The following is a 21,968-nucleotide window of genomic DNA, read 5'->3' as shown; positions in this document are numbered from 1 at the left end:
ACGAATTACAAATTATCAATTATCAATTATCAATTTATTACTTTGCCATGCTTGCCAACGTCCCCGCAAAGAGGCTTGTAATTTTTTAGTGGCAATTATGCCTTGACTGGGTAAAAATCTCAACCATTGCAATATTCCTAAACTATCCCTAGTGCCGATGAAGATTGCCCAAAATAAAAAGACAATTCGGCGTAAAGGTGGTAAATGTTCTAATAAAACTAGGGTTTCATTATGAACTAAGTTAGTAAAGGCAATTTCATTAAAGTTTTCCCGCTGATCTTCATCAAAACGTTGGGCAGGATAGTGATCTACGGCAACGCTAGGATCATAAATAATTTTCCAACCTGCACGTTTGAGAGCTAGAGTAAATGCCATTTCAAAATGTACCTGTGCGCCAGTTCCTCGCATCCGTTGATCAAATCTTAATTTCCCCATTGCTTGGGTGCGAAAACTCATATTCACACCTTTAAGGACATCAACTTCACGAGGTTTTCCTACTCCTAAATGATGGTTGCCAATAACTCGCCCAAACCACTGTACACGCCCTACTCTTGAAGAAGAACCGTTTTCTATTTTCTCGCCTTGGTGTATCCAGTCACGTCCGCCCACTGCACCTATGCAACCATCGCTTTCAAAGTGGGCAGTGATTTTTTCTAGCCAGTCAGGATGGGGAGCAGCATCATCATCAGTAATGGAAACTATGTCTCCGTTTACTGCTGTCAGTCCGGTGTTGAGAGCCGCTACTACTCCCGGTTGTGTAACTGTGACAATTTGCAATGGTAGCTTGTGGGGCGGAAATTCGCCCAGGAATTGCCATGTTTCCGTATCTGTATCCCGGACTACGACAATTACCTGATCCACTGGCTTAGTTTGGGCTTGCAGTGCGGTAAGGCAGCGTGATAAGTCCTGCGGACGGCGATAGGTGGGGATGAGAACTGTGTTCCTCATTTTGCATTAACTCTGTAAATAAGTCTAAATAGGTTTGTGCCATTATTGTCCAGCTATGTTGTTCAGCAATGGTGCGAGCAGCTTTACCCATTTGTTGGCGCAGTATATTATCTGTTAATAACAATAAGGCGGCAGATAAAGCATTTATGTCATCTGTATCCGGTAAAATAATTCCTGCCTCTGGTGTGACTAATTCTGCACCTCCTGTAGCTGTGGCAGTGATAACAGGTAAACCGGAAGCCATTGCTTCTAATAAAACCAGACTGCAAGCTTCATATCGGGAAGGAAAAACAAAGAAATCTACAGCCCGCATAATTTCGGCTACATCCCTTCGATATCCTAAAAAATGCACTCGTTCACTGATGCCTAAAGCATTTGCTAATTCTGGAAAGGGACTACCTTCTGTTTTTCCTACTACTGCTAAATGTAAATTAGGGACTTTTACTAAGGCTTGCAGAATTGAATCTAAGTTTTTTCTAGTTGTGCGAATGTCTCCAGCAAATAAGGCTAAATTGAGATTTTCTGGTAAACCCAATTTTTGCCTATGAGAAATACCGGGAGCAAATTCTTGTAAGTCTACACCATTAACAATAACCCGAATTTTCTCACGGGGTACACCAATGTTTACTAATTCATCAGCTACTTTTCCAGATACAGCAATTACAACTTTACTTTCTCGAAATGCCTGTTTTTCAGCAGAGGCATTAATGGCAGTATATAGCCATTGATATAAACCATATAAATCTTGACGATGACGGGAAATGTGTACAGGCGATCGCCACCAAGAATTATGGACAAAATGTACTGCATTTACATCACTCGCACCTTTAGTAATTGCACCATTAACTTTAATTAAGTCTACTTCATGGCGATGTTTACGTAACCAAGCACCACTTTTTTGAGCAAAGATAAAATTGCGAATAAATTCAGTAGGATATCCATTGACAGGAATTTTAATCCAATTTACCCGGCTATTTTCTGCTAGTTCGGGTGAGATTTCACTGGCTAATAATGTCAAATGATGACCACGACGAATGGCTTCTAGAGCAACTTCATAATTTACTCTGCCCTGACCATCACCTTTTTGAATTTTATGGGTAACAATGCAAAGTTTCACTAATAACCTCTCTAGTTAATTAAATGTTTATTAAACACCCAGTAATTTCTGCGTGAATTTGGGATGTGTAAAACTGAGAGTCAGAGCTATTAAAGTTCGCAAATTAAATTTTTGTCTCTGTAATGCTTGCCAAAAATAAGAACGTGCTGCTGTGGTTTGTTGATCTAGCATCAAGCCAATTCCTAAAGTTGTATGTGCTTCTAACCAGAGTTTTCTAAAATGTGAATGAAACTGTTGCAAATGCTTATCTTCCATAAAGGTTTGGTAACAGAAAATTTCACTTTTAGCTTTACGAATTTTTGCTTGAATATTCCGTCTACCACTGAGCATGGTATCAGTTTGTTCATGTTCCCGATAATATGTTAATTTTTCAGGATAATAGTAAACTCCATGTCCTGAGATACAACATAAGTAAGTTAAATATAAATCCCACATTCCCCCAACTTCTGAGGGAATCATATCCCAATTAATTAAATTATTGCGAATTACAGCAGCAGCAGCAGTAGCTATACTTTTATCAACTAAGCCAATTTGGATAAAATGTTTGTGAATTCCCGGTGTGATTTGATCTCGTTTATAAGCTCGTGAATTTTCTTCAGTCCCAGGGTAATTAATCTGTCCTTGACCATCAATAATATATTGGTCACAAAAAGCCAAAATCAAATGAGGATTAGTTTCTAGATGTGGTACAAGTTTAGCTAGAAAATCTTGATGCCACATATCATCATCATGGAGACTAGCGACATATTTACCTTGTGCCATTTTAAAGGCATTCATTTGATTATTGAGCATTCCCACATTTTCTGGATGTCGCCAAAATCTGATCCGTGAGTCACAAAAAGATGCTAGTAAATTTTCAGGATTTTCAGGACTACAATTATCAGAAACAATAATTTCAATGTTTTGATAAGTTTGGTTAACGGCGCTAGTAATTGCTTGCTTGAGGTATTCTGGGCGATTATAAGTAGGGATAATCACGCTAACCAGAGGTTTGGGAATTTGAGTATTTATAGTCATAATTCAGGTTAGTTATTTTTTCTTTTCTGCTAGTTTTTAAGCTAAAATCAGCGATAGTTTTGGCGTAAATTGTTTCTAATCTCTGAATGTGAAGATCCAGAGTAAATTCTTGTTGAAACCAAGCTTGTCCTTGTTCGCCCATGCCTCGACTTTGATGGTAATTTGTAGCTAGTTGGTTGATGGCATCTGCTAATTTTCGTGTATCATTAGCTGGTACAAGGATTCCTGTTTTCCCATCTTGCACATATTCAGGTATTCCACCAACAACACTAGCAATTATCGGACGATAATGAGCATAAGCTTCTAAAGTAACTAAGCCCGCAGGTTCAGGCCACAGACTAGGAAAAACCACAGCTAAACACTGCTGATAAAGTGTTTTAAGCTTGTCTTTATTACACCAACCATGCCAAGTAATACGATTACTTAAACCCATTTTTTCTGCTAATTTTTCCATCGTACTTTTTATCCAACCTTCACCTGCAATATCAAGATGAATTTGCGGATGAGTTTTGGCTAAAGCTTTCAGTAACCATTCAATTCCTTTGTCGGGGACAATGCGACCCACAAACAAAATGCGCTGATTTTGATGAATTTCTTCAGTTAAAGATGCTGTGGGATATATCGGCTTTTTGACACCGCAGTGAAGTGTAATTACTTGGTGGGGTGATAAACCATTACTAATAATTTGTTCTCGTACATAATTACTATTAGCAATTACAGGAATGTTGACTTTTTTGGCAGTGCTAAGAAAATTATAGCTATTCCGCAAATTCTCAAATATTCTTTGTGGTCTGCGACTACCACAACCATCTACTAAATGTCCCCAAGTACAACCTAATGGGTGCATATTGCGATCGCATTGTTTTTGGCGATCGGCTAAATATTTTGTACCACTGGGACAATAAGTACAATGATTATGCAGTGTAAATACTGCTGGACATTCCCCAGTCAATTCTAATAATAATTCTGGATCATGAAGGTGGAGTAACTTACATTGACTTTGATCTAAATTCTTAACAGAATTAATATGGGTCTTCATCACTCCATTCATAGGAAAATTGATCAAGGAAGATATGTAAGTTTCCATCCCCCCATTTCCTCTGATATCAACACCAGAACAATGGTATAGTATCTTTTCACCTACAGATGTATGCTTCATTTGAAATTTACTCTCTACTCAATAAGGGCAATTTGCATCAACACTTAATTTGCTAAATTTAACCAAAATTTATGTCTAACATCATTGACATAGTGCCTCAAGGCAATTTTTTGGCGATCAAAATGGTCTAAATATTTAAATTGGTCATCATTGCTTAAAATAAACTTGTCTTTAGCTAGGGGCTGGGCTTGAGAATTGTGCATAGCTAGATGTACGACAGTTTGCTCAGTAAAATAAACTGGTGTATCTACTAATTGTTCAACTCTTTGTAGAGATTCCTGCCAGTTTATTTGTTGTTTTAATATGAAAAATCCTGCATTTACCGGATTTAATTTTTCATGTTCGTGCAATAGAATACGTTGATCTAAGGAAGGTAAACAATCAGGTAAATACCAAGGAGATTTATCATCTGACTGACATAAATTAATAATTTCTTCCCCACCAGGAAAAAATAAAATATCAGCATCAGTGTAAATTGTTGGCTGTTGAATTGTTATTGAAGTCAATACTGCTAATCTTCTCCAAAATGCCATAATGGCACGGTTAGGATGGTGCAGCGCATAATTGGAAATAGGTTTGGGTATGTCACCTTGTACCAAGTCTTTCCACTCTACTACATCAACACAAGGATTAATTTGTGATAAAAGTTCACATGATTCTGGTAAGTAGCTACCATCAGAAATTACAGTAAATTTATGAGGAATACCAACATGACGAATGAATGAGCGAATATTTGCCACCTGGATAGGTAAGTCACGTTGACAAGAGAAGGAATAAACAGTGATATTAACTTTTCTATTTTGATGAATGGGACGATTGACAATTTGTTTGATCGCTTTTGTGTAGAGAGAGCGAATAATTTGTCCCTGTAGTTTAGCTGAATGGTAGCCTATATTAACCATGTTTTCTCCAAGAAAATCAAAAAGTTATTGGGTTATCAAAGGTTTTTAATCTATGTAGATTGAGATAATTCATACTGCATTTGATGATATTTCCAAAGCTTACCTTTTTGTTCTATAAGTTCCTGATATTGACCTTGTTCAACAATTCTTCCCTGTTCTAAAACTACGACTTTATCGGCTTTTGCAATAGTAGAAAGACGGTGAGCGATCGCAATTACAGTTCTACCCACAGCAAGCTTTTCTAATGACTCCTGAATTAATCTCTCAGACACAGAATCTAAAGCACTAGTAGCTTCATCTAAAATCAAAATTTCTGGATTACGTAATAATGCACGAGCAATAGCAAGTCGCTGTCTTTGTCCACCAGATAACCGTACACCTCTATCTCCCAATTCTGTATCAAACCCTTCTGGCATTTCTAAAATAAATTCTTCTGCATTTGCTAGTCGCGCAGCTTCTCGAATTTTTGCCTCTGTTGCTTCTGGTGTACCGTAAGCGATATTATTCCACACAGAAGTATTGAAAATAAAAGTATCCTGGCTAACAACAGCTATCTTGCGACGTAGAGAATTAATTTCAAATTGCCGCACATCAATTTCATTAACATAAATATAGCCTTCGGTAGGATCATAAAAGCGAGGAATTAAATCGGCAACTGTGGTTTTACCAGCACCAGAAGCACCCACTAACGCTGTCATTTTACCTTTTTCAATTGTTAAAGTAATATCATGCAGCACTTGTTGATTGTGACTATAGCCAAAATTTACAGATACTAAATCAATTGATCTTTTCAAACCTGTAAATTCAATTGTCCCGTTTTCAAAGTACGTTTTATCCTCTCGTTTCAACAAGTTTTTAATATTCTCTGCCGAACCTTGAAGAGTGTTAAGAAAAGCTCTAGTGCCATTAATATCTTGAATGAATGGTACGAGACGAAACAGTACAAAGAAAAATGTCAGCAAAGAACTAACTTGTAAAGTCCCATTCACCACAAAGCTACTAAAAGCCAAAATAATCATACCTATCAGCACAGTAGTAGCTGCACTTTCGGCAATGGGTTTTACTAATGTCCAAATGAGAATAACTTTAGTTGAACTGCTGACTATTTGATTACTAGCTTTATAGTACCGCTGACGTTCTAATTCCTGAGTACCACAAGCATGAACCGTGCGAATACCATTAATAAATTCTATGGCTATTGATGTAAAATTACCATTAGCAACTGAAATACCAAAACTGGATTCTCGCACTCTAGCATTCAGATTTGATAACCCAACAGCCAACAAAGTAAATAACAATATGGCAATTAGCGTCAGTTGCCATGAAAGTAAAAGCATTGTAATGAAGTAGACAACAACTGTCAAACCTCTAGTAAATAAAAATGCTCCCCCGCTAAAACCCTGTCTAATCTTCTCAATTTCTGTGGTAATTGTGTTAACTATTTCCCCAGAACGAGTGGTACTAAAGTAACTCAGAGACAAAGATTGCAACTGTTCAAAAATTTGTTTTCTTAACCTGTCTCCAAGATATAATTGACAAAATTCCGTGTATATTTGAGAGAAATAGTTAAAAGCAGCACGCATCCACGTACTTAATAAAATCAGACAAGATACACGATATAATCTGCTAATTGCTGAGGTATTAACTCCTAATATCCACTGGTCAAACCAATCTATTCCTATTTGAATGGGTGCAGCATTAGGATTAGTTAAATTTTGCAAAAATGACAGTAAGAAGCCAATACTTATACCTTCAAAAGTTGCTGCTAAAAAGGTAAAGACTAAGGCAAGTATAGTCACCTTACGAAAGTGTTTAAACTCTCGTAAAATTAAATGATTGTCCTGCCAGAATTTAGTGGTTTTCAGAAAATAGCGAAGCGGATTAAAAAAATAAGATTTCATTGATATTATCTAGCAGTATTGATCGATAGCTGATTTAGTTGTTCTGCATTTTCTAAACTTAGGTGGACTGCATCTGTTAAAAGCCAACAACGAGAGCCAATCAAACTCATATCCCCACGCAGTACATTGAATAACTTAGGTAAATTATCCAGACCATATTTACGCATTAAAACCCCTAAAAATGAGATGTTATGTTTTTCCCTTGTACAAAACTTGAGCGATTGAAATAGTTTACCCCGCTCACCAATCTGCCACTCATAAGAAAAAATAAATTCTGGGGATTGTAACCACAAAAGTATAGTTAATCCCAGCATTAAAGGACTAACCAATAGCAACAAAATTAACGCTAAAAGCCAATCAGTTATTCTTTGGATCACCCTGAATAATTGATGACTTTGTTTTGTGAATTGATTCATAGATGATGGGCTGATATATATTGGTTTTTGAGCTTTTTTACAAGCATTTGCCCAAAATTTTAATGCAGCATTACCTAGTTGTGGATCTATGGTTACTAAATTAACAGGAGAATGTTTTAAACACTCTACTAATAATTGTTCGTTATCTAGAGCAGGTAAATATGGTTGTTGTAAATTCACAGAAGACTTCACCAATAGCTGACCCATACGCCACTGAAGTGTGCAGTATTGTAATTGATAATTTTTTGGGGACAACTGTGATATGGTGCTGTGTTCTTGTAAACTAGGAAAAATTGAAGTTGTCATAAGTATTTGCGTTTGTACAGTAGCCAATTACTGACCTAAAAATATGAGTTAACCTTTGTGCAATTCTGTAGATATGAAGATGTACAGAAAGCAACAAAAACAGTTAAGCAACAGCAATTAAGATAAATAGAGATTTAGGAAACTTGGTATTTCCTCTAGGTATATGTAGAGTGGAATTACCTTTAGGAACGCTCGCTAAATTAATTTAATTGACGCTACTTAATACTGTTGTAGCTATCACAGGAATCCTCGAATTTCAGTCTGGTGAATTGTTGTCTTCAATTTCTAGAATATAATAAAAACGAGAATTAACTACTGATTAAATCAATTCTTTATTGAGTCTTTAAATAGATAGGTTTTTTCACACATAATGTTAAGCTATGATGAATCAATATTTTTTCGTGTTAAACATCATACATAAATTCTGTAATTTAAAAACTAACTAATTGGATTAGAAATATAATTATAAGTAGCTCAAACTAAAAAAACTCAGATCCAGATCCCCGATTTCTTGAAGAAGTCGGGGATCTATACACTTTTTATTTGACGATAATTGCAAAATTATTTTTGGTATTTTGGGAAAAACCCTCAACTCTCAATTCTTGTCTTTTCATGATAAAAAAAGGCAAGGGTAAAAGGATTAACTTCCTTAACCATAACCTTTTTCATATTTACCAAGCCAAATTTTGAGTCGAATATTCACAAAGGTAAGCATTCAGCCATCAGCTATCAGCAAAACTCACAAAAACACAAATTTCAGCCTGTGAATTTATCTACTCAAAGCCTGGTAATCTAGTAAAATTATGATTTTATTAACAACCACTCTACTTACATCTGAAAGCTGTTAGCGTAGCGTGGCATAGCCATTTACTGATTACTGATAGCTGAATACTTACTCACAAAGAAAGTATTGTTGCCACAAAAAGGAACCGTGGAAATCATTGAGCTATTTTTCCACAAATTCTTTTAGCACTAATTGTTGTTGTTTGACATAAGGAACATAAGTGCTATCAGAATTAGATACTCCATTAGCCACAACCCCAATCAGATTTAACTTGCTCAACATTGCTGTAGCTTGGGCTAAATGGTTGCGTGTCACCTTACCAATGCTGGCTACCATAACCACACTCCGACAAGATGAAGCTGTCAGCATTGCATCCACCATACCGATAACTGAAGGAGCATCTATGAGTATCAAATCATAGTTTTCTTCAAATGCTGCCATCAGTTCCATCATGCGTGGAGAACTCAAAAGATGAGCCGGATCTACAGGTATTGGACCAGCGGTTAAAATGTCGATATAGGATGAACCGGAGTATGGAATTCCTATTTGATGAGGAAGGCTAACATCACTGGATAATAGAGTGGACAAACCTTGTTCATTAGGAAGATTCAACTGTTTGTGCAAGCTAGGATCACGTAGGTTAGCATCAATTAAAAGCACCTTTTTATGTAACCTGGCCGCACTCATAGCTAAACCTAAAGTGAAAGCTGACTTACCTTCATCTGGCAATGCTGATGTCACCATCAAAGATTTTAATTCAGAGACATTGTGGAGAAGTTCGATATTTTTATAAATCAAGTCTAGTGATTCCCAACGTGGTGGAGATTGTAAGACTTGAATTGTCCAAGGAGCAAGAACTTCAGGTTTACCAAAAGGCAATTTGATGATTGATTCTTTCGGTTTAGCTGGTGGCAATTTGGGAGTTGTTCCCAACAAAGGTAGAGCAACTTGTTTTTCTAATTCAGCAGTAGTGTGTACAGAATCATCCGATGCTTCTCTAATAAAGGCTGCAACACCCCCTAAAATAAATCCCACTACTGCGCCCAACAAAAGATTTTGTTTGAGATTTGGTCCTAATTGTATGCCTCTTTGTGGTTCTTCCACCACTTCCCAATTAAAGCCACCTTTGGCAAGTTCTTGGCGCAATTGTTGTTCTGCTCTTAACAGTTGCTCCAATCTTTCCCGACTAAATTCTAATTGGGGAAGTATGCGATTGTAATAAGCTAAGAGAGAAGGAAACCTTTTTAGTTGCGCTCTTAGTTCTTTCTCTTTTTCTGCCAAAGTTTGATCACGGGCGCTTAAAGAAACTATATTGGTTTGAGTTTCTACTAATTCACCTGTGAGGTTAAGGTCAATTTCTCCCAGTTGGCCTTGTTCTAGCAGATTGTCTGCAAAACTGAATGCACTGCTAGACTGTCTCCCTAAAGTTCTACTAACTTCTTTTTGCAAAAGTTCTTTTTGACTGTTCAATTGTTCTTGGAGCTTCTGCACACCGGGAGTATCATCAGTAAAACGTAAGCGTTCCTGTGCTAAAGCTAATTCTGTTTTTTGGATTTCGTTGAGTAAGCCTTGATAACGTGTAGACTGACTGAGACGGGAGGAAACCAAGGCATTCTGAGGAGAACGATTCAACTGTTCCTGCAAAGACCTCTGCTTGGCCACAGCTTCTTCATATTGAGAACGAGTTATTTGTCGCTCTTTCTGGATATTATTTAAGGATTCTTCAATTGCTTTGGCCTGCAACTCTGGATTAATTAAATTCTGGTTTCTCCGAAATCGTTGCAAATTGGCTTCCGATGCGTTCACCTCATCATTAGCTTTTCGTAACTGCTCTCTAATAACTTGCAGACCTCTTTTTAAACGTATATCCTGCTGTTGTTTGTTATATTCAACATAAACTTGCCGAATGGCAGTTAGCACTTTTTGCGTTTTTTCTGGATCACCATCACTATAGTCAACTTGAAAAATTTTAGTAGCGATATTATCTTCTGGAGTCTTGATTTGACTGACGACTAAGTATTTTTTAACTTCCTCTGCTGTGATATTTGGATATTCCGACTTGAGTTTATCAACTGCTTTTTGGATTAGTCCAGAACTCCGCATCAAATTCAATTGTGTCGCTGTGTCAATAACAACGTTAGAATCTGTAAACTGACGTTCTACTGGATCTACTCCTTCTTGTTTGCCTTGATAGTTAGGTTCTACTAACAGTTGCATTGTACTTTGGAAGGTGGGCTTGGTCTTTAAAGTTATGATTCCTGCTAAAGCTGTAGAACTCAGAAATACCAAAACAACCCAGGGGAATCTCCTGACAAACACAGCCAGCATTTGTCCATAACCTGGTTCTTGATCTGCTACTGGAGTTATCTGGGGATTTAGACTAGTTTGAACCACTTTTATTATCCTTCTGTGGGAGACGCTATGCGTAGTTTGCTACCCTTTATCAATTGGTAATTGATAATTGATAATTGACAATTGACAATTGACAGTTTTTTCATTTGCTCCAGAGGTAATTGTCAATTGTTCACTGTTCATTTTCCATTGTTTAAGGGTCAAGCTAACAAGGTAAATATTCAGCCGTCAGTAATCAGTAATCAGCTATTATCTGGGATTTATAAGCATTTTCAGTGAGGAATTAGGAATTGATTTTGGTGTCAGTCTCCCCTAAAATTCCTGGAAAATTAGCCTGAAAAGGAGTTTTAGCTGACTGCTAACTGCTGATAGCTGAATGCTTACCTAATAAGTTAAATAAATGAGTGATGCACACCAGCAAATTGAACAAGAATATCCTCAACTTTAGAGAAGAATGCTTGTTCTGAAAAATTGTTTACGGCATGATTACGAATATTTTCGTAATTCCAAGATATGCCTCTAGCTTCTAATAATGCGGCTTGTAGAGAATCGGGTGTTTGTCTCTTAAAAAAAACTCCCGTTTTACCAGGGATCTGAGTATCTAATACCCCACCGGCTCCATAGGCAATTACTGGAGTTCCACTAGCATTTGCTTCTACTGGAACTAATCCATAGTCTTCTAAAGCTGCAACAATAATAGACTTGGCTGTGGAAAATAAGTCTTTACGTTGGCTATCACTAACATGGCCTAAGAATTCAATATTGCCTAATGCTTTGGATTTTAACCTTTCTAGTTCGGGTCCGTCACCTGATATTAATAAATTCCACCCTAACCAATTAAAAGCCTCGACTATGATATCAAGACGTTTATAACTTATCATCCGCGCCGATGCCAAGTAGTATTCCTCCTTAGTATCAGAAAAAACAAACTGATTGGTATCAATTGGATAATTAATCACAATTGCTTGTTTGCCGTAAATTTTCTGAATGCGACGGGCAACAACGCTGGAATTAGCAATGTAGAGGTCTGGTTCTTGAGAATATTTCAAGTCTACATTTCTCATCATTGCAAATATTTTTTCAATTAAGGGGGCAAAATAGCGATAGTCTCCATACTCCCTTAAATAAGTTTCTGTATCCCATAGGAAACGAGTGACATTATGACAGAAACAAATGTGCTTTGCCTGTGGTTTTTTACGCACTGCTTTGGCAAAACTTGTACTACTACTGATAATTAAATCGTAGTCTTCTAAATTTAAGGCTCGAAAGGCAGGAAAGTAAAGAGGAGCCATCACACGAAAATACTTGGCAGCACCGGGAATATTTTGTAAGAAAGTTGTTTTAACTAAACGTTCACCCAGATCAATTGTTTTTTGAGGATCATACAAGGATGTGAAAATGTCGGCTTCGGGGTAGCGTTTACAAAGCAATTCAAACACTCGCTCTGCCCCACCGCGCTGGGTTAAGTAATCATGGACTAGAGCTATTTTCATGGATGATGCCTTATATGATAGTGTTGACTATTTGACTAAATTATTGGCTGTTGCATCAGGGTGTACAGATGTTAATAATCTCTATGTTTATAGCAGTATTATGTCTGTACTAAACCCGTCCTTAGGTAGTTACAAGCTGCAACGTCAGTGTACCAAGTGTCTGATAGCTTTGGTTAGTCTAGCTATCGCACTGCTAATTTGATGAATGGCAAAACCCACAAGGTTTGTACATTCAATTACATTACTTAATCAGGCATTTATAGTGTTAGTAATTAGTACAACCAAAGGGATTTGACAATACCATTGGCAAACCACGAAAAATCTACTATATAGATATGTTGATATTTCGCTTTTGGTGTTTTTTCAACTAGGTAGATACTTGTTAATAAAAATTTTAATTTTTCCGATCAAACTGGAAGTTGTAACAGAATACCAGGTCAAGTCTGATTGATTTGCTCGCTTTGAACAAAAATATCAATTTGTTCAAATCTTAGTGATAAAAAATTTTCAGCCCCCAACACAAGGGGGCTAAATTTCAGTTTTGATGTAAGTATTCAGCTATCAGTAATCAGCTGTTATTGATGATTTTCTTCTTTTTCACTGACTACTGAATGCTTACGTTTTATGGTTAATTTTTTACTTTATTTGACACCTACTAAAGTTTTCGCAGGAGCAAAATAAGCTGTTTGTTCAGCACGTAATCTGTCACAAAGTCTACCTTCTGGTAGTTCTACATCATCATAAGTGAGGACTTGATCTTTCTCAATATCACGCTTTAAGCGACATCCTTCTGCTATCCCCATTGGTAGTAAATTTTCTCGCTGCACAATTTCTGAATTTTCACATTGTCCATAGGTCATATAATAACCAATGCCATCTAGTGTTTCTCCAGCTTTTAAATCAATTTTGGCTGTAGCAACTACATCTACCACTGGACCAGCTAGGGGAGCTAATACAGCATCATGAAATAATACTGCACGCGCAACGGAAAGGGGTACTTCAAAATGGCAAAGGTGATAGGGAGTATAGAAACTATAAAGGGGTCCTTCACCTAATTTATAAAGATTCAGATAATGTCTTTGTTTGGGGTCTTCATGGGTAGCAAAAACAAATACTCCAGGACTGGGTTTTGTTCCTACTACATAGTCAACAATACCGCCTAATTCTTTGAGTTGATCTATGTCATACATTTTGGTCATTTCATCAACATGACCTGTGTATTCATAGCCTAACATTCCCCGTTTTGCAACTTTCATGCCTGTGCCGTTAGCAACAATTGCTTGTTCAAAGGAAATTTTTGTACCGTCTGCAAAACTTGTCACCATTGCGGGATTTTGTCCCCAACGTTGAGCAAAACCGGCTTGAGTTGTAGGGTTACGATAGGGGTCTTGTAAACCTTTAATATTGCCACACAATAAGGGTGTTAAACCGATGCTTTTCACAAAGCGGTAGAGGTTCATTTCTACCCCTGGTTGATCACCATCACAAGCTGTTAAAATTACGCCAGCGCGGTCTGCATGAACTTTGAGAATTGGTCCAATTGTTCCATCTAATTCTGCATTCATTAAAATGATATGCTTTTGATGGGCGATCGCTCTCATCACTAAATGAGCAGCATATTCAATTGTTCCTGTGACTTCAATGATTGCGTCTATGCCTTCTGCTGCACACAGTAACATTGCATCTTCTGTTACTGCATATCCACCTTGAGCGATCGCATCTTCTAAATCTACTACACTAGAAACAGTTTGAAAATTCTCAATTCCTGCTTCTAAATAAGCTTTTTTCGCTGTATCAATGTGTCGGTTTGCAATCGCAACTAATTCCATTCCGGGAACAGAATTAATAATTTGATTGGCAATTCCCCGACCCATAAAACCAGCGCCAATCATCGCTACTTTTACAGGTTTTCCTAACTCTGCACGGGCTTTTAAAGCTTGATCAACAATAATCATCTTAAACTCCTATTAAAATAGATTCCAATAAAGGCCAATTGCGATCTTTTTCAGATATTTCTGTTACTTCTAAAGGCCAAGAAATATCTAAAAGTGGATCATCAAACCGCAAACCACGCTCATAACCAGGGGTGTAAAATTCACCCACTTGATAAACAACTTCTGCTCCATCTGTTAAGGCTTGATAGCCATGAGCAAACATTTCTGGTACATATAAAGCGCGGCGATTTTCTGCACTCAGTTCTACACCTATATGCGACAGATAAGTAGGAGATTCAGGACGCATATCAATAATTACGTCATAAATTGCCCCCTGAGTACAACGAATTAATTTTGTTTCTGTTGCGGGTGCAATTTGATAGTGCATTCCTCGCAATGTACCTTTTTTATGATTAAAAGAAAGATTACATTGGGCAACAGTTGGCTTTAAACCATGTTCCGCAAATTCTTGAGCGCAGAAAGTTCGAGCAAAAAAACCACGATGATCTGGTTTTTCTTCTAAGTCAATAATAAAGGCATCTTTGAGAGAAGTTTGGGTAAATTTCATAGATTAACTCCTTATGAATTTTTAAGGCAATTGGTTGCTACATAGCTATTCACTACCAAGATATGTAGGAAATTTAGTTATTACTTAAATTTCCCATGACTGTCTATGAGAATGTTATAATTTAAGTCTCTTGGTGTGCAATAGCACTTTCAAAAACTGACCTAATCACTAAGCCAAGATAAGGAATTATTGTGGTAATTGCCATGATAGGCCATCTCTTTAAAGCACCAAAGAAAACTCGCCAACTGTTATTAGTAAAATGCTGAATAACTAATTTACTACAAAACATTTTAGAGTATCCTATCTCCTGGATTTTGACATTAACTTGGGGTGAATAAGTATATTGCATTTTCAGCAATACTTTTGGTTTTAGCATCCAGTGACTAGCACCAAAAGCATTTTCCAAAAAAGTATCCTTGGATATTTTGACACTGCCATGAAAAGCACAAAAACCAGTTAAATAAACCTGATAGTCTAGGTTATCTACACCATTAGGCCATTTTTGCAGAGCGCCCTGAGCTAATTCTGTTCTGTATACTAGAGCAGACATCAGTTGTACACCAGAGCGATTTTCCTGTATACAACGCTCAAATTCTGCTTTGCCATCATACTCAACTTTTTCATTATCACGCTCATAACAGCGTTGATATAATAATTCACCTGTTACTTCATGACGACAGGAAAAATTCAGAATTAGTAATGTTAAATCTGGATCTTGCTTCAAGGTATCTAAGATATAAGATACTGTTTGATCAGCAATTCTATCATCATCGCTAACAGTCCAAACATATTTGCTTGTTGCTGCATTTAGGCAATAAGCAATATTTCGCATTACACCAATATTTTCACTATTTTTGTTCACATGAAATTTTGTATCTTTTAAAACCAACTGCCACTTCTTGATTATTTCTTGTGTATGGTCTGGTGAACAGTTATCAGAAACAATAATTTCACATTCAGATTCATAACCTTTGATAGATTTAGCTAACCAAGCTAATTGTTTGTCTAGTAAGTCGGCACGGTTGTATGTAGGGATAGCAATTGTCAGTAGAGTATTCATGGTAGAGCACCTAATTATCGAGAGCGCGAATGTTTTTGCCTATTATTTTCTATCTTTAACCTAAGCTACTAGCTATTGATTGTTGACTTGGTTTGATGAAAGTATCATCATGGTATTGACTACAAATTTCTGGATGTTTTGGTGGGTTAGCAGTGTATACAAAAAACACCGTTGAACGTTCCTCGCTTCTGACAGTACCATGATGTAAAACATTTCTGGGATCTACAAAAATTACAGTTCCCGCTTTCCCTGTACAATATTTCCATTCGTTTTTAGGAATAAAATTCATCATTTGTTGATCATTAATCCCTAAAAAATTAGACTTCCATAAAGCATAATCTACCCGATAATAATTAAAAAATTCTCTAGGACTTTTTGGCAAGGGTATATATTCAAAAGCACCATGTTTTTCAGTCACATCCTGTAAATAGATAATCACTTTCATCATCCGGCGATCTTCTGAATCTTTATGCCACAGTAATGTTTGTGATTGCTGCTCATTAGGAAAATCTTTTCTGACATGAACACCATGAAAAGCTATAGGTAAACCTATATAGTTTTCGATGATATTTTGCAACCGTTTTTCAATGCCCCAGGTAAAAAATTCTGGTAAGTCTGTAACTGTATAAATTTGGGGTAAACTATACCCTGATTTTACACTTCTAGGACTTTTCATGGTTGCTGCATAATAGTTAGCACTCTCTAACATTTGTGCAGTTGATGGTAATCCTAAATCTTCTAAGGAAGTAATGTAAACACCTTCTCTTTTTAGGGTTTGGGCAATTAATTGTTCCCCAGAACATAACACAGGTAAATTGTGCTTATGTTTAGCTAATGCTACTCGATAATTTAACTCAGAGGTGAGCGTATTTATTTTGTTTTTAAGAGTTTCTAACATAGTCATGATACCGAATTATTCTTTCTGCGAACAATTTGACTTGATGTTTGATGATGACATTCAGCAATTTTTACTTCAGGAGCAGCCATAACTTCTACAGCAGAAATACTGACTACAGCTAAAAAAGGAACAACTGTTTGAATAGCAGAAATTGGCCATCTTCTCAAAGCACCCAAGAAGACTTTTAAATTAACTTGTTGAAAGTTCTGTACCATCATTTGGGCATAGAATCGTTTAGAATATCCATTTTCGTGCAGCTTTAAAACCACTTCGGGAATATGTTTATACTGCATTAACAGCGCAGATTTTTCTTCTTTTTGCCAATAACTGACACCAACAATACATTCTAAATAAGTCTCTTTACTAACTATTACTTTGCCATTAGCAGCACAATAACCAGCTAAATATGCTAAAGATATCCAATTATTAATAGCATTTGGCCAAATTTGCAGAGCGCGTTTTACTAAGTTAGTTCTGTAAATTGAGGATGACAAAAAAATAACTGCTCCTACACTTTTAGTCAAACAATATTCAAATATCGTTTTACCATCTCCTGTACCATCTTCATTATCAACATCAAACCAACGATTACCAACTATTGTCGGTGGATGTACTGCTTCACCAGTAATTTTATTTCTGCCAGAAAAATTGAGAAATAATAATGATAATTCTTGATGTTTTTTCAGTTTATCTAGCACATAACCAATTGCTCTATCTTGGATTGGATCATCATCGCCAATTGTCCAAACATATTTAGTTGTTGCAGAAATTAGGCAATACATGATATTTTTCATTACGCCCAAATTCTCAATATGTCTATTAGATTTAAAATTAACATTTTTGATATTTTCTTGCCATTTTTGGATAACTTCCTGAGTGTGATCACTAGAACAATTATCAGAAACAAATATCTCACACTCAGATTCATAACCTTTAATAGCTTGAGATAACCACTCTAGTTGCTTATCTAGTAAATCTGCACGATTATAAGTGGGAATAGCAATAGTCAGTAATTTATTCATAGTGGAATATTTCTCCTAAAATCCTAGTTTATTATTGACAGCACAGATGGGAAATGCTTATAAAATTCCGAACCAAAAATATTGATTCGGAAATTTAAGTTGATTCTTAATAAATGCCTAGTTTATTTAGTAGTCCAGAAAAAATCATGATCAATTTGCTGAGTACGAATTAAATACTCTAATTGCTTTAATCTGGTAAACCCTCTAAACAAAAAAGTATCTTCAGTCATGTCGATTTGCCGGAATAAATCAAATAACTGTTGAGCGCCTCTTTGAGCATTCCAATCACACTTAAATCCTGGTAAAATTGTATTTATTTTCTCAAAAGATACCCGATAACTACGGTTATCTGAACCGTTATCACCGAAGGTTAATTTACAACCAGGAAAAGTATCAGCAATAATTTCGGCGATTTCTTTCACCCGATAATTATTTTGTGTATCTCCCACATTAAAAACTTGATTATGGACAATATCTCTGGGTGCTTCTAACGCACAAACAATGGATTTACAAATATCCAAAGCGTGAACTAATGGCCGCCAAGGTGTACCATCGCTGGTCATTTTAATTTCTTTTGTTGTCCAAGCTAAACCAGACAAATTATTTAAAACAATATCAAATCGCATTCTGGGAGAAGCACCAAAAGCGGTAGCATTTCGCATGAAGGTAGGAGAGAAATCATCATCAGCTAATGGTTTAATATCTCTTTCTACTAATGTTTTACATTCAGCGTAAGCTGTTTGAGGATTTACAGGTGATTCTTCGGTTACATCCCCTTCACTAGCTACACCGTAAACGCTGCAAGAAGACATATAAATAAAGCGACGCACACCCATTGTTTTCGCTAAGTTAGCTAATCTTACAGAACCTAAATGATTAATTTCATAAGTAATATGAGGTGCTAATTGTCCGGTAGGATCGTTAGAAAGTTCCGCCATATGAACAATTGCTTCTACACCTTCTAAATCTTCAGGTGCAATATTACGAATATCTTTGTTGAGGGTTTTAGCTGTGATTTCAGTTCCGTTATATAGCCAACCTACCTTATAAAAACCTGTGTCTACTCCGATAACTTCATGACCTTTTGCTGTTAATAAGGGAGGTAATAAAGAACCTAAATATCCTTCTGTTCCTGTGACTAATATTTTCATGGCTTTTAAATTTTTCCAGGTGTGCAATTATGTTTTTTATGCTGAATTTAGAGCATGAATAATTAACCGCAATTTAATCTAGAAGTTAATCTAGAAGTTAATCTAAAATGCGGGTTAATTGAGATGATTTTTCCAAAAATCCTGATCTGGATTTTAAGCAACTAAGCTTTTTAAATGAGCTTGTTCTGGAATTTGGTTAACTACTGCTTTACCAATTTCTAAAGAAGATGTAGCTGCGGGTGAGGGAGCATTGCAAACATGAACAGAGTTTTCACCTTGAATGATTAAAAAATCATCAACTAAAGAACCATTGTTCATTAATGCTTGAGCGCGAACTCCTGCATGGGTAGGGACTAAATCTTCTGCTTGCACTTCGGGAATGAGTTTTTGTAAACTTCTCACAAAAGCAGCTTTACTAAAGGAGCGAATTATTTCTTTAATTCCTTCATCTGCGTGTTTTGCTGCTAGTTTCCAAAAACCAGGATAGGTGATTACTTCTGTAAAGTCTTTTAAGTTAAAGTCGGTTTTTTTGTAACCTTCTCTTTTGAAACTTAAAACTGCATTGGGACCAGCATGAACACTGTTATCAATCATGCGGGTAAAATGCACACCTAAAAAGGGAAATTCTGGGTTAGGAACTGGATAGATGAGAGTTTTGACCAAATAGCGTTTTTCGGGGGTGAGTTCATAATATTCGCCCCGGAAGGGAACGATTTTAGCTTCAGGGTTAGCTTTACCTAATTTTGCAATGCGATCGCTATGTAATCCGGCACAATTAATCACAAATTTTGTTTCAAAACTCCCCTGATTAGTTTCTAATATATGATTTGTACCACTCCGGGAGATTTCCATAACTTTGGTATTGAGGCGTAAATCTCCCCCTTGATTGTTTATCAGTTCAGCGTATTTTAAACAAACTTGTTTGTAATTAACAATTCCTGTGGAAAATACCCTAATTGCACCTACACAACTCACATGAGGTTCAATTTCTCGAACTTCTTCAGGACTAATTCTTTTGACTTCTATACCATTTTCTAAACCTCTTTGGTAAAGTTTTTCCAGACCCGGTAATTCTGTATCATCAGTGGCAACAATTACCTTACCACAAATGTCATGATCAATATTATGCTTTTGACAAAATTCTACCATTGAGCGACTACCGTCACGGCAAAATTTCGCTTTAAAACTACCTGGTTTGTAGTAAACTCCTGAATGGATTACACCGCTATTATTACCGGTTTGGTGAAATGCCCATTGGCTTTCTTTTTCTAATACTAAAATTCTCGCATCAGGATAGCGTGAACCTAAAGCCATCGCTGTAGATAGTCCTACTATTCCACCGCCGATAATGGCAAAATCATACATGATTAATTGTTCCTCAATCTAAAATCTACAGTCAGGAGTCAGGAGTCAGGAGTCAGGAGTCAGAATATTTATTTGTCCCAGGAATCCACAGAATCAAGTTTTTTCATCAATGAAATCAATGATCAAAAATGAATCAAAAACTCTAATTTATTCTGCATCCTGTATTATCCTGAATATTTACCCAAAATCCAAAATCTAAAATCTAAAATTCTTATTCCCACACTTTCCAAGGAGCTTGATTATTTTTCCATAGCTCCTCTAAATATTGTTTATCTCTCAAAGTATCCATTGGTTGCCAAAATCCATCATGTTTGAAAGCTGATAATTGTTCCATTTCTGCTAACTTCTCTAATGGTTCTTTCTCCCAAACTGTGGAGTCATCAGCAATAAAATTAATTACTTCTGGTTCAAGAACAAAATAACCACCATTGATCCAAGCACCATCACCTTCTGGTTTTTCTTTAAAACTGGTAATTTTAGTTTGTTCTTGTCCTAAAGAAATTGCTCCAAACCGTCCTGCTGGCTGTACTGCACTCAGTGTAGCTAAACTTTTTTGTTCTTTATGAAATTTGATTAATTCGGTGATATTTATATCGCTGACACCATCACCATAGGTAAAGCAAAAAGTGTCATTACCAATGTGTTCTCTCACTTTTCTTAAACGTCCACCAGTCATGGTATTATCACCTGTATTGACTAAGGTAACACGCCAAGGTTCAGCATATCCAGAATGAATACTCATCTGGTTAAATCTCATGTCAAAAGTTACATCGGACATATGTAAGAAGTAGTTAGCAAAATATTCCTTGATGATGTAACCTTTGTATCCGCAACAAATGATAAAGTCATTAATACCATGAGCCGAATATATCTTCATGATATGCCAAAGAATCGGCTTACCTCCTATCTCAACCATTGGCTTCGGTCTGATACTGGTTTCTTCACTGAGGCGTGTACCAAGACCCCCAGCCAAAATTACTGCTTTCATGCAATTTACCTCAAAAATTTGCCAATAGGTGATGATTTGAGTTCGGGATGAAGAGAATGTACAGGAAATAGAGAAACAATGAACTTCTGTAAGAATTCAAGATTCATGATTTTGAGCGTATTAGCCGCAACACATCTACAATTCTCGTTCTAGAATTTGAATCCTTACGAATTTTTATATTTTTCCCTAGAAAGAATCTAAAATTAATTTAACTGTAAAATGCTGAATAATTATGAAGAACAAGTAAATTTAAAACAATTTATATGTAAAAAAATCATGAATTACAGTAAGAAAAATTTTAGTTTTATACAATCCAAAAAATCAACTAATATAAAATAACTAGCATCAGACATTGCCTACCTCCAGAAGTATGATTTCTTCTTAACAAACAAAAAAATGCTAGTATCACAAAAGTCAGGAGTCTGTAGGGGTTTAGCCGTGCTAATTAGGGTTTGCTGATAGCGTAGCGTGGCGTTAGCCATATAAATCCGAAAACTTTACAGGTAAAGGGTTTTAGCTATTTTGACTTGTACTGAGCGACTTGTACTGAGCGACTTGTACTGAGCCTGTCCTGAGCCTGTCCTGAG

General features: G+C 36.4%; 17 protein-coding genes. All 17 read right to left on the bottom strand.

Annotated elements, in window-relative coordinates; translation table 11 throughout:
• Positions 1-15: 15 nt before the first annotated feature.
• Positions 16-948: a glycosyltransferase family 2 protein gene (locus tag PN497_RS14735; protein ID WP_096570783.1), complete on the bottom strand. Its 933-nt coding sequence runs from the start codon at positions 946-948 to the stop codon at positions 16-18.
• Positions 866-2,065 carry a glycosyltransferase family 4 protein gene (locus PN497_RS14730; RefSeq protein ID WP_096570781.1) on the bottom strand — a complete coding sequence of 400 codons (1,200 nt, stop codon included), beginning with the start codon at positions 2,063-2,065 and terminating at the stop codon, positions 866-868. Before PN497_RS14730 ends, PN497_RS14735 begins: the two co-directional genes overlap by 83 nt.
• 30 nt (positions 2,066-2,095) lie before the next feature.
• Positions 2,096-3,082 (bottom strand): glycosyltransferase family 2 protein, encoded by a 987-nt coding sequence (locus PN497_RS14725; RefSeq protein WP_096570779.1) that lies wholly within the window; start codon positions 3,080-3,082, stop codon positions 2,096-2,098.
• The gene (locus PN497_RS14720) at positions 3,045-4,241 is read right to left on the bottom strand and encodes a glycosyltransferase family 4 protein (protein WP_096570777.1); all 1,197 of its coding nucleotides are present in this window, start codon (positions 4,239-4,241) and stop codon (positions 3,045-3,047) included. The genes PN497_RS14725 and PN497_RS14720 overlap by 38 nt, the downstream gene beginning before the upstream one ends.
• 44 nt (positions 4,242-4,285) lie before the next feature.
• Positions 4,286-5,143, bottom strand: coding sequence for a hypothetical protein (locus PN497_RS14715; protein ID WP_096570775.1), 858 nt, complete (start codon positions 5,141-5,143; stop codon positions 4,286-4,288).
• 50 nt (positions 5,144-5,193) lie between these two features.
• The gene (gene hepA, locus PN497_RS14710; protein WP_096570773.1) at positions 5,194-7,044 is read right to left on the bottom strand and encodes a heterocyst formation ABC transporter subunit HepA; all 1,851 of its coding nucleotides are present in this window, start codon (positions 7,042-7,044) and stop codon (positions 5,194-5,196) included.
• A 5-nt stretch (positions 7,045-7,049) separates the two neighbouring features.
• Positions 7,050-7,766 (bottom strand): heterocyst development glycosyltransferase HepC, encoded by a 717-nt coding sequence (hepC, locus tag PN497_RS14705; protein ID WP_096570771.1) that lies wholly within the window; start codon positions 7,764-7,766, stop codon positions 7,050-7,052.
• 946 nt (positions 7,767-8,712) lie between these two features.
• Positions 8,713-10,944, bottom strand: coding sequence for a GumC family protein (locus tag PN497_RS14700; protein WP_096570769.1), 2,232 nt, complete (start codon positions 10,942-10,944; stop codon positions 8,713-8,715).
• A 350-nt stretch (positions 10,945-11,294) separates the two neighbouring features.
• Positions 11,295-12,395 carry a glycosyltransferase gene (locus PN497_RS14695; RefSeq protein WP_096570767.1) on the bottom strand — a complete coding sequence of 367 codons (1,101 nt, stop codon included), beginning with the start codon at positions 12,393-12,395 and terminating at the stop codon, positions 11,295-11,297.
• A gap of 641 nt (positions 12,396-13,036) precedes the next feature.
• Positions 13,037-14,350: an NAD(P)H-dependent oxidoreductase gene (locus tag PN497_RS14690; RefSeq protein WP_096570763.1), complete on the bottom strand. Its 1,314-nt coding sequence runs from the start codon at positions 14,348-14,350 to the stop codon at positions 13,037-13,039.
• 1 nt (position 14,351) lies between these two features.
• A complete protein-coding gene (rfbC, locus tag PN497_RS14685; protein WP_096570761.1) occupies positions 14,352-14,897 on the bottom strand; it encodes a dTDP-4-dehydrorhamnose 3,5-epimerase in 546 nt (181 codons plus the stop codon).
• Positions 14,898-15,018: 121 nt separating this feature from the next.
• Positions 15,019-15,957 carry a glycosyltransferase family 2 protein gene (locus tag PN497_RS14680; protein WP_096570759.1) on the bottom strand — a complete coding sequence of 313 codons (939 nt, stop codon included), beginning with the start codon at positions 15,955-15,957 and terminating at the stop codon, positions 15,019-15,021.
• 55 nt (positions 15,958-16,012) lie between these two features.
• Positions 16,013-16,855, bottom strand: coding sequence for a phytanoyl-CoA dioxygenase family protein (locus tag PN497_RS14675; protein WP_096572781.1), 843 nt, complete (start codon positions 16,853-16,855; stop codon positions 16,013-16,015).
• A 2-nt stretch (positions 16,856-16,857) separates the two neighbouring features.
• Positions 16,858-17,877, bottom strand: coding sequence for a glycosyltransferase family 2 protein (locus tag PN497_RS14670; RefSeq protein WP_096570757.1), 1,020 nt, complete (start codon positions 17,875-17,877; stop codon positions 16,858-16,860).
• Positions 17,878-17,999: 122 nt separating this feature from the next.
• Positions 18,000-19,028: an NAD-dependent epimerase/dehydratase family protein gene (locus PN497_RS14665; protein WP_096570755.1), complete on the bottom strand. Its 1,029-nt coding sequence runs from the start codon at positions 19,026-19,028 to the stop codon at positions 18,000-18,002.
• A gap of 153 nt (positions 19,029-19,181) precedes the next feature.
• Complete coding sequence (gene lhgO, locus PN497_RS14660) at positions 19,182-20,393, bottom strand: L-2-hydroxyglutarate oxidase (protein ID WP_096570754.1); 1,212 nt, start codon at positions 20,391-20,393, stop codon at positions 19,182-19,184.
• A gap of 211 nt (positions 20,394-20,604) precedes the next feature.
• Positions 20,605-21,381, bottom strand: a complete 777-nt coding sequence (gene rfbF, locus PN497_RS14655) for a glucose-1-phosphate cytidylyltransferase (protein WP_096570749.1) — start codon at positions 21,379-21,381, stop codon at positions 20,605-20,607.
• Positions 21,382-21,968 lie beyond the last annotated feature (587 nt).

The organism is Sphaerospermopsis kisseleviana CS-549, from assembly GCF_028329225.1.
Classification (GTDB): Bacteria; Cyanobacteriota; Cyanobacteriia; order Cyanobacteriales; family Nostocaceae; genus Sphaerospermopsis; species Sphaerospermopsis kisseleviana.
Note: the sequence above shows the minus strand (reverse complement) of the source record. Positions and strands in the feature narration are given on the sequence as shown.

Excerpts from the sequence above, each read along its gene's own strand:
- PN497_RS14680 (WP_096570759.1), bottom strand. The coding sequence starts at position 15,957 with ATGAATACTCTACTGACAATTGCTATCCCTACATACAACCGTGCCGAC.
- PN497_RS14715 (WP_096570775.1), bottom strand. The coding sequence starts at position 5,143 with ATGGTTAATATAGGCTACCATTCAGCTAAACTACAGGGACAAATTATT.
- PN497_RS14695 (WP_096570767.1), bottom strand. The coding sequence starts at position 12,395 with ATGAAAATAGCTCTAGTCCATGATTACTTAACCCAGCGCGGTGGGGCA.
- PN497_RS14675 (WP_096572781.1), bottom strand. The coding sequence starts at position 16,855 with ATGTTAGAAACTCTTAAAAACAAAATAAATACGCTCACCTCTGAGTTA.
- rfbC (WP_096570761.1), bottom strand. The coding sequence starts at position 14,897 with ATGAAATTTACCCAAACTTCTCTCAAAGATGCCTTTATTATTGACTTA.
- PN497_RS14670 (WP_096570757.1), bottom strand. The coding sequence starts at position 17,877 with ATGAATAAATTACTGACTATTGCTATTCCCACTTATAATCGTGCAGAT.
- PN497_RS14725 (WP_096570779.1), bottom strand. The coding sequence starts at position 3,082 with ATGACTATAAATACTCAAATTCCCAAACCTCTGGTTAGCGTGATTATC.
- PN497_RS14735 (WP_096570783.1), bottom strand. The coding sequence starts at position 948 with ATGAGGAACACAGTTCTCATCCCCACCTATCGCCGTCCGCAGGACTTA.
- PN497_RS14690 (WP_096570763.1), bottom strand. The coding sequence starts at position 14,350 with ATGATTATTGTTGATCAAGCTTTAAAAGCCCGTGCAGAGTTAGGAAAA.
- hepC (WP_096570771.1), bottom strand. The coding sequence starts at position 7,766 with ATGACAACTTCAATTTTTCCTAGTTTACAAGAACACAGCACCATATCA.
- lhgO (WP_096570754.1), bottom strand. The coding sequence starts at position 20,393 with ATGTATGATTTTGCCATTATCGGCGGTGGAATAGTAGGACTATCTACA.
- rfbF (WP_096570749.1), bottom strand. The coding sequence starts at position 21,381 with ATGAAAGCAGTAATTTTGGCTGGGGGTCTTGGTACACGCCTCAGTGAA.
- PN497_RS14720 (WP_096570777.1), bottom strand. The coding sequence starts at position 4,241 with ATGAAGCATACATCTGTAGGTGAAAAGATACTATACCATTGTTCTGGT.
- hepA (WP_096570773.1), bottom strand. The coding sequence starts at position 7,044 with ATGAAATCTTATTTTTTTAATCCGCTTCGCTATTTTCTGAAAACCACT.
- PN497_RS14665 (WP_096570755.1), bottom strand. The coding sequence starts at position 19,028 with ATGAAAATATTAGTCACAGGAACAGAAGGATATTTAGGTTCTTTATTA.